The sequence below is a fragment of the Bacillus sp. EB106-02-03-XG38 genome, assembly GCF_058792175.1.
Window position 1 is genome coordinate 940,603 of sequence record NZ_JBYTED010000001.1, and the last position, 14,007, is coordinate 954,609.

The following is a 14,007-nucleotide window of genomic DNA, read 5'->3' on the forward strand; positions in this document are numbered from 1 at the left end:
TCTCTCCATGTCTTTATATAGAAAAACAAGAGGTTCTTCCTATTGTTTTTAGAAAAGCCTCTTGTTTTTACTATTTATTTTAATCTTTTAATTAAAGGCGATGCTTCTCCGCTATGGAAAATCCATAAATCATGAAGCGACCTTGTACATCCAACGTATAATAACTTCGCATCGTGTTTTGTATTTTTGTAATGTTCTTCATCAACGTCAATTAGTAGAACCGCATCAAATTCTAGCCCTTTCGCCAAGTATACAGGTACTACTGAAATACCACCTTCATATTTACTTTGATCTGCTTCTATGACGTTTACAGCCAGTCCTGCATTTGTTAATTTCTCATATATATCGCAGCATTCATCGTCTGTTCTTCCTATTACCGCAATTGTTTTCACATCATCATTTTGTAGATGCTTTAACGTCTTTATAATCTCATTAAATTGATTTTCTGCTTGGATTACTTTAACCTCTTCACCACTACGAAAAACTGGTGTCGCAAGCCCTACTGGAATCTCTGCATTTTTAATTATTTCGTTCGCAAATTCAATAATTTCTTTTGTAGAGCGATAACTTCTCGTCAGTTCATAATAACCTGTTTCTTGGAATACTTCCTTAAAAGCACCCCAATCTTCAATCCCTTGATAATCATAAATCGCTTGAGATAAATCACCTAATATAGTGAAAGAGTTACCTAGTGTAATTTCTTTTAATACATAAACTTGGAATGGCGAGAAATCTTGCGCTTCATCAATAACGACGTGATGGAATTTCTGTCCAATTTCAATACCTGTTATGCGGTGATGTATGTATATTAAAGCTGGTAAATCTTCTACATACACTTCTTTTTTACGACAACTTTTTTCGGTTTCTTTCACAAGTTCTTCAGGCAATACTTCGAGTATTTCTTTACTTTTCAATATTGAACTATAAATTGAAAGTGAGCTCATCTTCGGCCAAAACTTCATATAAGTGTTCAATCTCTTTGTCGCTTCTTTTTTTAGTAATTTCTTCTCGTTTGTTTCTCCATACTTTTTTAGTTCAATTTCAATCCAGCGCTTCATTCGGCCGACTAATCTTTCTCTTCTTTTCTTTAATGGATAGTGTTTATATTCCACTTGCATCCATTTTTTTATGTCTTCTACTGGAATAATAGCTTTGTCCCATGCCTCAAAATCACTTGTTGGTACTAACTCTTTTTCAAATTGAACCATTCTCTCTTCAACTAAGGACTTAAATTCCAAAGTACCTTTCAATTTTCCGAGCATAATTTTTTCTTCATCACGATTAATAGAAAATGCTTCTTTCAACTTTTCTTCTGTCTGCTTTAGTTTCACCGAATCATCTAACGTGCGTAATGCCCAATCTGGAAATGTTGTTTGACTAATATTCCCTACCCCTAATTCAGGAAGTACACTCGAAATATAGTCTAAAAACAGACTATTTGGAGCGAATACAATCATTCTCTCAGCTTCTAGCTGCTCACGATATTCATAAATTAAAAAAGCAAGGCGATGTAAAGCGATTGTTGTTTTTCCGCTCCCTGCAACCCCTTGAATAAGTAGTGGTAAGTTTCTTTCCGCACGTATAATATCATTTTGCTCCGATTGTATCGTCGAAACAATATCCTTAAGTTTATTATCTTTATTCTCACCTAATCGATATAGAAGAAAATCATCGGCATGCGAGACATCTTCATTTCCTTTTACATATGTATCAACAACACGTTCTAGTTCTCTTTTTCGAATAGAGATGTTTCGCTTTAAATACACATCACCTTCAACTAATCCGTCTGGCGATTGATAAAATGCTAATTCTTCTCCACCGGTAAATGAATAAAACATACTTGCGACAGGTGCCCGCCAATCAATTACAATTGGTTTCATTGTGTCTTTATGTGAAACACCTACTTTGCCGATGTAGATCGGCATAACATCTTCCTTACCGTCCTCTTGAAAATCTAATCTTCCAAAGTATGGTTCTTGTACACCGATACGTAAATTTTGCCTATTAGATTCTCTCATACTTTCTAGAATTTGTTCTTTAAAATCATCTCCATAATAAACCGGAATGTTTTCGAGCTGTTCTAATTGATCATCCATCGTACGTAATGTATCTTTCATCCTTTGTAACTCTTCTTCAAAAATGTTGTTCATTTGATGATTCCCTCCTGTCCGTTCTAATTTTTCAGTCGAAATACAATTGTATTAAAAATCCATTTATAAAGTCAATAGTTCCAATTTAAATTTTCCGAAAAAACTCAATTTTCATCTTTCCAATTTTGAAATCTCATCGTTATTTTTACATTATAAGAATATAAAACATCTAAATTAAATCACTTTACATATAATAAAATAATGCGTATAAATGCTATCTTTCTATTAATAATAACGATTTATACACTAACTTACTAAACTCTCATCTACCTTTCTATCGATTTCCTTCATTCACTTGTAAAATAATGAGAAGTGTCAATAGGTAAATATCAAAATAAAAAAGGGGTATTCGAAATGACTACAACCAATAGAAAGCATGTAAAGTTTCATTTAATTATTTTTGTATTAATTGGGCTAGCAAGTGGTTGGATCGGTGTATTTCTTGATTCTCTTCTAACAGATCAGCCTGAAGGAAATTCTTTAGGCATGGGCTTATGGCTTATACTTCCTTTCTTTATCAGCATATTGCTTAGAGTCCTTAGCCGAGATTGGCATGATTTTGGTATTAAACCAAATTTAAAAGGAAGCTTTAAATGGTATTTCGTAGCAATACTTATTTATCCATTCGTTACACTAATAACTATAAGCCTAGCTCTATTTTTCGGAGTCGTTAACATATCTAACTTTGATATGTCCTCATTATGCTCACTCATACTCATGTCTACAATAAGTAATTTTATTAAAAACATTTTCGAAGAGTTCTCTTGGCGCGGTTATTTAACCCCAAAGCTTATTGAATTAAAGTTAAACGATTGGCTAATTTATTTAGTTTCTGGTTTAATTTGGGCCCTTTGGCATGCTGCTTATTATATAGTCTTTTTACCAAATGAGTATTTCGAATCGATTTCAAGATTAAATATGCTTTTATCAGGCTGTATACTTATGGTTTGTTGGTCTATTATGTATGTCGAAATATATAGACTTACAAAATCAGTGTGGCCATGTGTAATCATGCATGCAATTGAAGATGCTGTTCCTACCGTTTTAGTAACAATAGCAGGTATTATTACACTTACTAACAGCAGTGATTTTTGGTTAAACCCTATTAGTGGAGTTGTTGCTACTATTATATTTCTCGGAATTGGAATCGTACTAAGATCCCTGAGAATTAAAAAAGAACGACAATTAAATACGAAAGACAGTCAATTATTCACAGTATAATAGTAAAAAGAGTAAGGAATTAATCCTTACTCTTTTTTACTTTTATACGATATGATAAACATTCATTTAATGACGCTTGCTCTTTATATTTTTTCTCTTCAAAGTCATACGCCCCTCCTGGGAAAATCCCAACTATACTGAAGTGAGCCTCTGCACATAAATGATTCATCTCATCTATAGTATAGCAACGTAAAGACTGTGTCACAATATCATTTGAAGAATCCGCTTCCCACCAATGGTCCAGCATTCTAGCATTTTCACTATCATATTCATATTTTCGCATTGCAGAATATATCGGCATTTCTTGTCCATTTGCTTTTTCCCAATATAAAGGTTGATAAATATCAATAAGTGCACACCCATCATCTTTCAACCAACTATGGATGCGTTTTAATAAAAATAATTGTTCTGCATCCGTTCCTACACCAAATCCGTCCAAATAAGTAACGACATCGAACTTTTCTTCAAAATTAATTTTATAAAAGTCAGCGCAATGAATAGCAATATCATTAGTAGAATGCTCTTTTGCAAACATAACTAACTCTGGTACAAGTTCAACAGTAGTCATCTTTACACGTAACTTGGACATCGCCCTTGCAAATGCACCATTTCCTGCTCCTAGTTCTAACATCGACTGAAATGTATACCCAACTTGTTCTTGTACTTCTTTAGCAACTTCCTGTAACCAATTTTCATTATTTACATCATAGCTTAGTAGTTCAAATTGTTTTTTATAAAATTCTTTTACATTTGATTCGTTCATTAATATTCTCCTCCTGTATATTTTTTTCTACTACAGGTGAGAAACTAAATTTCTGATACCCATGAAAAATCCTCCTTTTGATTTTCCTATATTTTCATTTTATCTAAATAATAAGAAATTTTAAAGTGCTAAAATAAAAAAACAGATAACGGATGTTCCCACTATCTGCTTCTACGGCTTCCCTTATTGTCCTTGTTGATACTTCACCCAATCACCAGAAATGATAACTTTCTTTAGTATCTCTTTATCTTGAGCGACATACACAAATGCACGTATTTCTCTATCACCTAAATAAATTGTTTCGGTGATTCGATCATATAAATCACTCTCTGCATTACCTGTGTATTCTTCCAGTTCATCTAATTTTTGCAGTACATCATCATTCACTACATAAACTTCTCCATATACTTTATCCTTATTTGAACAAATCATCGCCGGATACCCTTCGTTTGTATCAAATAATTTCCCATATGTCCATGCTTTGTCTGCGATGCATATTACACCTTGCATAAAATGAGCATTCGTTTGCTCTTTTCTTAACGTGCCATACACAAAAACGTGATACATATATCCCTATCCCCTTTATCCCGCTTTAACAGGCAGTAAGACCCTCACCTCAAAATGCAGCGAAAGCAAAGAAGTGAGGTGGGGGTCGGGCTGCCCATTAAAGTCCGATTGGTTCAACTAATAATCAGTGGGGGATGAAGCCCCCCCCACTGATTAAAGTTTCACTTTATATGTCTCTATTTTCTAATTTGTAAATAAGCACGAATCATAAAGTAACTCACTTCATTTGGAAGTTGTTCCTTAATTGATTTCAGGCCACCCTCTGCATTTTGCACGGCAGTTTCAATCAGTGATTCATATTCTGTAGGAACAAAACTATTCCAGTCTACTTCCATTCCATCTTCAAAAGAGCGAATTAAATGATTTTCAATCGTCTGTCTTGATAAGCCACGTTCTTTCGCAATTTCATTTAAATCAATGCCTTGTTTATACATTTCATACGTTTCTAAATGAGAATTTGCGGAAGCTTTCCCTGCCTTTTTCCGCTCTGTCACCACTTCTGTCTTAACTGTTTCAGCATAGTTTGGGTTTTCCTCAATAAAGTGCTGAACTGCTTGTAAGAAGTGAGAACCATACTTCACAAGTTTATGTTCGCCAATCCCTTTTACAGTTAAAAGTTCAGAGTCACTTTGCGGCATTTTTGCACACATATCTTTCAACGTTTGGTCAGAGAAAATAACGAATGGAGGCACACCCTCTCCTTGTGCAATTTCTTTACGTACTTCGCGAAGTACTTCAAATAAAGGATGATCTTGAACAATTTGTCTCGTCTCTACTCGTTCTTTACGTAAAACATTCACTTTACCAAGTAACACTTCTTTTCCTTTTTCCGTTACTTTTAATGTCGGATACGTACCATGTTCAACTGCGATTAACTCATCTGAAATTAAAAACTCAATAAATTCACTGACTTCTTTTACGCTACGATTTGATAGTAAACCGTATGTTGGTAAAGTATGAAAATTAAATTCAATCACTTTCTTATTTTTCGAACCAGTTAAAACTTGGGCAATCATTTGTTTTCCAAATCGTTGGTTCGTCCTAATCATACAAGATAGAACCATTTGTGATTCTCTCGTCACATCGATACTTTCGCGGTCGTCCGTACAATTACCGCAGCGGCCACAATCTTCTTTCGGCTCTTCTCCAAAGTATTGCAAAATAAATGATTGTAAACATTGTTCTGTATGACAGTAGTCAGTCATATTTTGCAGTTTTTCAAGTTCATTTGAAAAACGAGATTCTCCTGTCGATTGATCAATTAAAAAGCGCTGTACTTGCACATCTTGAGAAGAATATAGCAATATACATGCACTATCTAATCCGTCACGCCCTGCACGTCCTGCTTCTTGATAATAACTTTCCATGTTTTTTGGCAATTGATAGTGGATAACGTAACGAATATTCGATTTATCAATCCCCATCCCGAATGCAGATGTGGCTACCATTACACTCACTTCATCACGTAAAAAGAGTTCTTGCTGCTCATTTCGATCGTTATCACTCATACCAGCATGATATTTTGAAACAGAAACTCCCGCTTTCATTAAATCCTCATACAATTGATCTACTACTTTTCTAGTAGCCGCATATATAATCCCAGATTCTTTTTGATTTTGACGAATATAATCCGCTAAATATGCATGACGATCTTGTCCTTTAATAACAGAAAATGATAAGTTCTCGCGCTCAAACGTTGTCATAATCGTATTTTCTTGATTAATTCCAAGTGTGTTGCAAATATCTTCACGAACTTGTGGTGTTGCCGTAGCAGTTAATGCTAATACGAGTGGCTTTTCTGGAAGATAATCTAATATGCGATGTATATGTAAATAACTTGGACGGAAATCATGTCCCCACTGCGAAATACAGTGTGCCTCATCAATTGCAATCATTGGGATTTTCATATCGATAAGTTGGTCAACAAACTCCATTGAATCAAGTCGCTCAGGCGCTACATAAAGTAACTTATAATGGCCTTGTTTCGCTAATTGAATTCGTTGATTCGCTTCTGCAGTAGAAATAGAACTATTAATATAAGTAGCTGAAATACCGTTTTGTACTAATGTATCTACTTGGTCTTTCATAAGTGATATTAATGGCGATATGACTAACGTCGTTCCTTCGAATACTAATGCGGGAATTTGATAACAAATTGATTTACCACCACCCGTAGGCATAATACAAACCGTATCTTTCCCATCTAATACATTTTTAATTGTTTCATCTTGTCCTCTTCGGAATGACGAATAACCGAAATAAGACGCTAAAAGTTCTTGTGCTTTTGTAAACAAAAAAGAGTCACCTGCTTTTCTTTATCTTTCATCTATCCCTATTATATCATTACTTATGTGACTTGAAAGTAATCAATACATGACGAACAGCTTGCTTTTTCATTATTTTATGCTTCTTTACGTTTTAAAGGTTGATAGCCACTAAAACAAATTTCAGGATAAATACACATTTTATTAACCTTCCTTGAATAATACTAATCTTATACATATGAATTTAGGAGGTTACTACATGAAACAGCAGAATATTAGTTCCATCAAGCAGAAAACAGTACCGAATCAACTCCAATTCTCAAATCATGATGCGTGGAAATATGAATCATATTATAAATACCAGCCATTATTTTCTTCTAGAAAACTTTTTCATTTTCTTTCTCGACTTTTTAAACGTTAATTCGTGTACCATAATATATCACTCACAAAAATTTTCTCAATATAAACCTTATAGACTTACTAAAATACAATTATCATCATGAGAAAAAATCTGCTTATATAAGCAGGTCTTTTTTGATTATTATATATTTCAGTACACTTTTAGATGAGATTGTTAATCTTTTCTCAATTTTATTACCATACTCCATTCACAACAAATGGTGAAAATCACAAAAGATAAAATATAAATTCTTAACATTTCATTATCCAATTCTTTTTTTCTCAATACACAAAACAAATTTCACTTGTTACTATTAAAGTACTCCAGATGAGTTTTTGCTCATCAACATTATCTAGTTAATGGGATCTGCCGCGGGAAGCAGATCTCTTTGACTTTATTAAAGAGCCACTTTCATTTGGACACATTTACCAGGTTTTTTTAAGTGAATTTTATGATAATATTACGTAGTCGAGTCCGACATCTCGGCAATACCCTTTTGAGGCTCTGCAACTTCCCTTGCAGAGCCTCTTTTACTTTATATTCATTTTATTTATATATAAAACAATTGAATTATTTATCTTTTCCATATGAATTTCTGAAATTAATCTAGGACACGGAACTAAATATAAATTCCCATCATACTTTGAGTTATACATGTTCAAAGGAGTGTTACTGTTTATGTATACTTATTGGCAATCGTATTACTCCCCCTATCATAACTCTCATGTACACTTTGATACATCTGTACGTAATTACCGAATTAGTAAAAACGAGAACTTTTTAAAAGGTTATATGCGTTCTTTATGGGAACAACATGTCGCATGGACGAGATTAGCTATTATAAGTATTGTCTTTAATTTACCAGACGTTAACGTGACAGTTGGGCGTCTTCTTCAAAACGCCACACATATGGGACTATCTCTAGAACCATTCTATGGTGAGGATGCTGTAAAAAAATTTAGTGAACTAATTAAAGACCACTTAGTCATTGCTGCGGATCTTGTTAAAGCTGCAAAAGCTGGTGATCAAAATGCAGCTGCTGCTATAGAGAAAAAATGGTACGCTAACGGTGATGAAATTGTGGAATTTATTACCAACATCAACCCCTATATAGAAAAAGAAGAATTTAGAAAAATGTTTTATGAACATTTAGCATTAACAAAAGCAGAAGCACTTGCCTTCCTAAATAAAGATTTTGAAGCAAGCGTAAAACTATACGATAAAATTGAAAAAGCAGCTTTAGAAATGTCCGACATGATAACAAACGCAATCGTAAAACAATTCCCGCAAGTGTTTCAATAATAATAAGCCGATTTGAAAAAACAAATCGGCTTATTAAACTTTCTATAAATGAAATTTCATCTCGCCTCTTTACATTTAACGTATATCGATATATTTTATTAATATCCGTTTTTTATAGGAGGAAATTTTTTGATTAACGCCATTGGTCTCGTATTTATACTCACAAATAAACACGAGAAAAAGAAGAAAGTTTATCTAAATGAAAAATTCGCATTAATAGACATTATTGATTCTAAGGAAGTAATTGATGATGAAGGAAACTCACTAGTAGAACTAACATGTAAATACAGTATTTATCTAGATGAAAAATATTATTGTAAATCTCTCGATGATTATACTGGACAAGTATTTCCGTTCTTGAGCGCTAAAATAGGAAAAGGTCTTCTCAGAAATTTAAATTACTATTTCTCTTACGTTGATGCCTATGATAAAAAACCACCCGTTAAAGAAATTAGACCACTTATGAAACAAGTAACGAACAGATAGTAAAAAATACGCAAAAAAGAAAGCATCTAAAGTTAGATGCTTTCTTTTTTGAATCTAGAGCTCGTTAAGTTCTATCCTTCTTCTAAAAATATGTATTTAGGCATACTTTAAATTAAAAACAATGGAGGATTAAAATGAATGAAATACTCAGAAACGATTGTTAGTAAACGACTTCGAACACTAAAAATATGTAGTATGTTTATCATGCTAGTTTTAATCGCATGGCTTGGATATACAAAATTACTTTATGAGAATGGGTTTCTTCAAGAAAAGAAGTATTCTGTTGAAGTAATGAATACTAGTATTACAGGTGAAATCGAACAGAATTTTCATGTGAACTTACAAGGTTATCGTAAAACAGACCTTGATACTATAATAGATGCAAGTAAAACCGATTCGAGCGAACTATCATTAATCGAGCTAATTAATACTTCTTGTTCGCGAGATTGCATAGGTGCACCATTGACATATGTGGATGAGAAAAATGGATATATCTTTTATACGGAGTCTACCGGAACTAATGTAGCTATACAGATTAAAAAACAAGATACGTGGGAAATTGTAAAAAAATCTGTTCAAGATGAAATTTAATATAATAAAAAAGAGTACGTAACGTACTCTTTTTTATTATTAATACCATTCATGTTTACAATGACATTTCGGTTTCTCTTTACAATGACATTTTTCACAATCGCACTTCGGTTTCTCCTTGCAGCAACACTCGTCACAATCGCATTTCGGTTTCTCTTTGCAACGACATTCGTGACAATTCCTGCATTTACATCCACATTTTCCGAACATTAAATCGTCCCAAAATGAACGCCTGCAATTACAATGATTCCCCATAAACATACCTCCTCCTAAATAGAATTCATCATATTCTATGTTTAAAAGTATAAAAATGCTTGTTTGCTAGTCTATATTCTAGTTTTTATAAATACAGTTTAAATATTATACTTTTCTGATAGTCCTTCCATATCTATTTAAAGGGACTACTACAAAGAAAAAAGCCCAATATTTGGGCTTTTTTCTCTCACACAATATATAAAAACTGAAAGGCTCAAACAAAAATTCGGCTATAGCTCCCTCCCTTCCCTTACAGCCCCTTTTAACCTCTGCAACATATACCCAATCCCTTTACACCCAGCTAACGGATACGTAATGATTTCTTCTGGATATAATTGTGTCACTACTTTCTTGTGCTTCTTTCCTGCAAGTAAAACGATTTCATCAAACGGAAGCAAGTCCTTTTCAATCATCTGTTGTTTTAATTGTTCCATACTAATAATCTCATCACTCTTTGAATCAAACGCAAGATCATAGTTTTCTAGCACAATATCATTTGGCCTTAAAAATCCATGCTTCGCCGATAATATAACCCAATCCTCGAAAAACATAGTTGCATATGCCTGACATGCTTTTCCGAACGGGCTAATATATACATCTTTTGCCTCCATCGGTCCGTATTCCGGATACTTATCCCAAATTTTCTTTTTTCCGCATGGAATTATGCATAACCTTTTCATCTTTATTTCTTACCTCACTTCTAACTTTTTAAATATAAAAATATAGAATTCTTTTCTTCTTCATACTCAGCTTCTATATCACCAATACCCACTACGTTCCAACCATTATTGGTTTCTATCGGCTTTTCATTCATTATAATATGAACTTGTGTCATATTTTTAAAATCTTCCTCAAACGATGCTAAAACAGGTTGATTTATCATATATGTTTTATTATGTATACGTACACTTAAAAAAGTTTTATGTAACGCTTTATTTTTGTTTAATTTTACATTCATCGGATTAAACGAATTTAATTGTATATTCCCTACAATATACAAATGATATCCTTTTTCCTTATAAAATTGTTTAAATTCCTTGTCTCTTTCGTTTTGAACAAAATGAAGGATTTGCTTCGTTTCTTTGCTTATTGCAAATTCATTATTTAAACTTAAAACAACATTAATATTTTGTTTCAAAAAAGCATATAACGATTTATCACTATTAAAGAAGTTCGTTTTCCATTCAGGATGGATTTCATCTAATAATAAACATAAAAGCATTCCTGAGCTATAGCAGCTCTTCCTAATGTTATAATTAGCATCATATGAATCTAAAATAAGTCCGCTATATTTTCGTAATGTTTCACTTTCATCATTTATACATACCGCAATGTGGACATTCATTTCAACATACCAAGCAGGCCCCTCTATACTTTCAACCATACACTCATAAGTTATAAACTCTTCTTTTATAAAATGGGCTCTTTGCTCTCTTAATTCGATAAATTGCTTAATATAATTATTTTTCTCAGCTTGTGACTTACAGTGCACAGCATTATATAAACAAATTCGTTCTTTATTTCGCAATTCTATATTTTCTTCTATTATAGGATATTGAAACCCTAGAGATTCATTTGGAAATCTACTTTCTTTATTCAAATATTGATAGCAATGAAAAAGTTCATGCACCAAAACCGCAAATAAACTTTCATAATCTTTATATCTATTCATGTTAACGATAGCAGTCGGATAATCTTTAAATAGGATAAATGTATCAGCCTTAAATTGTTCATCCCACTTTAAAACGGTACACTCATTATCAGCATTCAAAAATAATGGATGATGAAATACATACACATGCTTATCATCATATAAGGCAAATGCAGCCCTATTAAAACCCGGCCATAGCGTATTCAATAATTCTATATTTACATCTTTTTTTATTCGATTTAATATATTGTTCATTATGTGTAACACCCCTATATCATTCTACATACACCTATTCTATTCCAATTAAAAACAACCCTTTTTTTACATAAATGTCAGATATATATTTCCTCAAACTATAATATATTATACAAATATACATGTGATGATTTTCTGAAAAGGAGTTGAACAAATGAAAAATATAACCCCTGCACTAGTAATCTATATTATTGTTTGCATAATCGCTATGATTGCTCCAGCATCTAAAGGCTATAATCATATTGGTTGGAAATTGTTTGTCGGGCAAGCGTATGCCATACCTATTTTCATCGTTGCGGCTATTATTACATTTTATATAAACAAGAAAAAATCTATGAACAAACAGTTATAAGGATAGCAAATGCTATCCTTATTTTAATTCATGAATTAGATCAAAAATTACAATTGCAGTACTTTCTATCCTTTCTTCCGAAAAGTCAAACGTGATACCTGTTTTTTCATATATTTCTTGTATGGATAAATTCCAATCTGCACTCGCACCTTCTTTAAAGAAAGCAATCGCTTTTTCTGGGTCTTCTCGATAAATTTGAAACAATTGCATTGCTCCTATTTGTGCAATGGAGTATTCAATTTGATAAAAAGGAAACTGAACATAGTGAAATGACTCTAACCAGCTTGCACCGATTTCATTCTCTAATCCTGTAATATTGACTGATGAATATTGATACCTTTTGCATATTTCAGCATATTTCTTATCACGTTCTTCCGATGTATGATTTGGATTTGTATAGAGCCAGTGCTGAAATACATCTCCTGCAATTGACGACATTAACAGAGAGAAAGCACGATATAATTGTACGCACTGTACTTCTTTATATTCATCCTCTTGCTTATAAAAAATATTAAGCTTATCCATTACTAGCAACTCAAGACCGAGGGAATAAAGCTCAGCCACTTCTTCGCGAAGATATTTTTCTTGCATACTACTATCATTGTTAAATTGTTTATAAAAATGAAAGGCATGCCCTACTTCATGTATGAGTGCATTAATTGCATAAAATGATGGGCTAAAATTAGAATACACAAAAACCTCTTTACTATGAGGTAAGGTAAAACAAGCGGCTCCTGGCGCTTTATTTTCACGTTCTTCTACGTCAATGAATCCTGCTTTCCTTATATGAATAAATTTCTCATAAAAATATAAATCAGTCTTCCGAAACATTTCTTCCACCCCATCCAATAAATCAACGGTATTTTGAAATGGGGCTTTTGGTAAATTACAAGGTGTAAGATCCCAAGGGCGATACGTTTTTACACCAAGATTCTTTTTAGAAAGACTTCCTAACTGTTTCCAAATTGGTACAACATACTTTTCTATAGATTCATGAAGTTTATAACACTCTTCAATACTATAGTCTCTATTTTTTTGTTTAAAAGCATATTCACTATAATTATTACATCCTGCATGTAAAGCTATCTCATTCCGCAATTGTACGAGTTCATTCATAATACAATCTATTTCTATTTTCACTGCACTTCTTGCTTCACATAAAGCGTACCAAGCTTTTTCGCGAATAGCTCTATTGGGGTTATCTAGCTTCGCTTTTACATATGCATACGTCTTTTGCTCACCTTCCCAATTAATAGATATGTTAGACATTATTTCTCTATATTTCGTAATAAGTTCTTGCTCTTTAATGGAAAGAGCAATGTTCTTTTCATTAAACATTTTACTTTTTACTACTCTTGCCTTTTTCATAAATCCATATTTCTGCTCATCTAATAAATTTGAAAATGGACAATCTCTAAATTTCTGGTCAAATTTTGCATTGTATCTTTTTAAAAGTGGTTGAATTGCATTTTGATTATACATATGTAAATCACGTATATTTCTGTCATTTGTATCTCTATACATGGCGATTAGACTACTTGTTATCTCCTCTTCTATTTCAGCGTTTACACGCAATTCCTCCAAAAGCCAACACTCTAATTCTGAAACAGATGTAATATTGCGCACTAAAAGTGACTGTAATTTACTTTCTAAATCATTAAGCATACACAATCCTCCCGTTTTTAATTTTCTGTTTTTTTGGAGATAAAAAAGGACAAGTAGCCAATCTGACTACTTGTCCTTTTTTGTT

General features: G+C 32.8%; 14 protein-coding genes. 6 read left to right on the forward strand and 8 right to left on the reverse strand.

Annotation, left to right across the window (positions count from 1 at the left end):
* Positions 1–74: 74 nt before the first annotated feature.
* On the reverse strand, positions 75–2,150 hold the full coding sequence (locus tag AC3WTI_RS04865; protein WP_097841117.1) for a HelD family protein: 2,076 nt from the start codon (positions 2,148–2,150) through the stop codon (positions 75–77).
* Positions 2,151–2,504: 354 nt separating this feature from the next.
* Between AC3WTI_RS04865 and AC3WTI_RS04870 the strand changes: the two genes are divergently transcribed.
* Positions 2,505–3,371 carry a CPBP family glutamic-type intramembrane protease gene (locus AC3WTI_RS04870; RefSeq protein WP_097841118.1) on the forward strand — a complete coding sequence of 289 codons (867 nt, stop codon included), beginning with the start codon at positions 2,505–2,507 and terminating at the stop codon, positions 3,369–3,371.
* Between the two features lie 19 nt (positions 3,372–3,390).
* Here AC3WTI_RS04870 and AC3WTI_RS04875 read toward each other — a convergent pair whose 3' ends face one another.
* The 3 genes from AC3WTI_RS04875 to recQ form a co-directional block, all read right to left on the reverse strand.
* Entirely contained in the window at positions 3,391–4,134 is a 744-nt protein-coding gene (locus AC3WTI_RS04875) for a class I SAM-dependent methyltransferase (protein ID WP_087956100.1), read from the reverse strand.
* A gap of 183 nt (positions 4,135–4,317) precedes the next feature.
* The gene (locus AC3WTI_RS04880; protein ID WP_087956099.1) at positions 4,318–4,701 is read right to left on the reverse strand and encodes a gamma-glutamylcyclotransferase family protein; all 384 of its coding nucleotides are present in this window, start codon (positions 4,699–4,701) and stop codon (positions 4,318–4,320) included.
* 176 nt (positions 4,702–4,877) lie between these two features.
* On the reverse strand, positions 4,878–6,995 hold the full coding sequence (gene recQ / locus AC3WTI_RS04885) for a DNA helicase RecQ (protein ID WP_253621577.1): 2,118 nt from the start codon (positions 6,993–6,995) through the stop codon (positions 4,878–4,880).
* A gap of 229 nt (positions 6,996–7,224) precedes the next feature.
* Between recQ and AC3WTI_RS04890 the strand changes: the two genes are divergently transcribed.
* The 4 genes from AC3WTI_RS04890 (at position 7,225) to AC3WTI_RS04905 (ending at position 9,744) form a co-directional block, all read left to right on the forward strand.
* On the forward strand, positions 7,225–7,386 hold the full coding sequence (locus tag AC3WTI_RS04890) for a hypothetical protein (protein ID WP_179861167.1): 162 nt from the start codon (positions 7,225–7,227) through the stop codon (positions 7,384–7,386).
* 657 nt (positions 7,387–8,043) lie between these two features.
* Positions 8,044–8,667, forward strand: coding sequence for an acetylglutamate kinase (locus AC3WTI_RS04895; RefSeq protein ID WP_492304341.1), 624 nt, complete (start codon positions 8,044–8,046; stop codon positions 8,665–8,667).
* Between the two features lie 129 nt (positions 8,668–8,796).
* Positions 8,797–9,153 carry a hypothetical protein gene (locus AC3WTI_RS04900; RefSeq protein ID WP_000606238.1) on the forward strand — a complete coding sequence of 119 codons (357 nt, stop codon included), beginning with the start codon at positions 8,797–8,799 and terminating at the stop codon, positions 9,151–9,153.
* Between the two features lie 138 nt (positions 9,154–9,291).
* Complete coding sequence (locus tag AC3WTI_RS04905) at positions 9,292–9,744, forward strand: hypothetical protein (protein WP_097841120.1); 453 nt, start codon at positions 9,292–9,294, stop codon at positions 9,742–9,744.
* Here the strand turns inward: AC3WTI_RS04905 and AC3WTI_RS04910 are convergent.
* From AC3WTI_RS04910 to AC3WTI_RS04920, 3 genes are all read right to left on the reverse strand, one after another.
* Positions 9,741–9,941: a hypothetical protein gene (locus AC3WTI_RS04910; RefSeq protein WP_142286470.1), complete on the reverse strand. Its 201-nt coding sequence runs from the start codon at positions 9,939–9,941 to the stop codon at positions 9,741–9,743. The genes AC3WTI_RS04905 and AC3WTI_RS04910 overlap by 4 nt on opposite strands.
* 288 nt (positions 9,942–10,229) lie before the next feature.
* The gene (locus AC3WTI_RS04915; RefSeq protein ID WP_087956095.1) at positions 10,230–10,679 is read right to left on the reverse strand and encodes a DUF6884 domain-containing protein; all 450 of its coding nucleotides are present in this window, start codon (positions 10,677–10,679) and stop codon (positions 10,230–10,232) included.
* A 20-nt stretch (positions 10,680–10,699) separates the two neighbouring features.
* Entirely contained in the window at positions 10,700–11,905 is a 1,206-nt protein-coding gene (locus AC3WTI_RS04920) for a peptide ABC transporter permease (RefSeq protein ID WP_097841121.1), read from the reverse strand.
* A 154-nt stretch (positions 11,906–12,059) separates the two neighbouring features.
* Between AC3WTI_RS04920 and AC3WTI_RS04925 the strand changes: the two genes are divergently transcribed.
* Positions 12,060–12,257 carry a DUF4017 family protein gene (locus tag AC3WTI_RS04925; protein ID WP_087956093.1) on the forward strand — a complete coding sequence of 66 codons (198 nt, stop codon included), beginning with the start codon at positions 12,060–12,062 and terminating at the stop codon, positions 12,255–12,257.
* An 18-nt stretch (positions 12,258–12,275) separates the two neighbouring features.
* Here AC3WTI_RS04925 and AC3WTI_RS04930 read toward each other — a convergent pair whose 3' ends face one another.
* A complete protein-coding gene (locus tag AC3WTI_RS04930) occupies positions 12,276–13,922 on the reverse strand; it encodes a M3 family oligoendopeptidase (protein ID WP_098903217.1) in 1,647 nt (548 codons plus the stop codon).
* Positions 13,923–14,007: the final 85 nt, after the last annotated feature.

Excerpts from the sequence above, each read along its gene's own strand:
- AC3WTI_RS04930 (WP_098903217.1), bottom strand. The coding sequence starts at position 13,922 with ATGCTTAATGATTTAGAAAGTAAATTACAGTCACTTTTAGTGCGCAAT.
- AC3WTI_RS04880 (WP_087956099.1), bottom strand. The coding sequence starts at position 4,701 with ATGTATCACGTTTTTGTGTATGGCACGTTAAGAAAAGAGCAAACGAAT.
- AC3WTI_RS04870 (WP_097841118.1), top strand. The coding sequence starts at position 2,505 with ATGACTACAACCAATAGAAAGCATGTAAAGTTTCATTTAATTATTTTT.
- AC3WTI_RS04865 (WP_097841117.1), bottom strand. The coding sequence starts at position 2,150 with ATGAACAACATTTTTGAAGAAGAGTTACAAAGGATGAAAGATACATTA.
- AC3WTI_RS04875 (WP_087956100.1), bottom strand. The coding sequence starts at position 4,134 with ATGAACGAATCAAATGTAAAAGAATTTTATAAAAAACAATTTGAACTA.
- AC3WTI_RS04905 (WP_097841120.1), top strand. The coding sequence starts at position 9,292 with ATGAAATACTCAGAAACGATTGTTAGTAAACGACTTCGAACACTAAAA.
- AC3WTI_RS04895 (WP_492304341.1), top strand. The coding sequence starts at position 8,044 with ATGTATACTTATTGGCAATCGTATTACTCCCCCTATCATAACTCTCAT.
- AC3WTI_RS04925 (WP_087956093.1), top strand. The coding sequence starts at position 12,060 with ATGAAAAATATAACCCCTGCACTAGTAATCTATATTATTGTTTGCATA.
- AC3WTI_RS04920 (WP_097841121.1), bottom strand. The coding sequence starts at position 11,905 with ATGAACAATATATTAAATCGAATAAAAAAAGATGTAAATATAGAATTA.
- AC3WTI_RS04915 (WP_087956095.1), bottom strand. The coding sequence starts at position 10,679 with ATGAAAAGGTTATGCATAATTCCATGCGGAAAAAAGAAAATTTGGGAT.
- AC3WTI_RS04890 (WP_179861167.1), top strand. The coding sequence starts at position 7,225 with ATGAAACAGCAGAATATTAGTTCCATCAAGCAGAAAACAGTACCGAAT.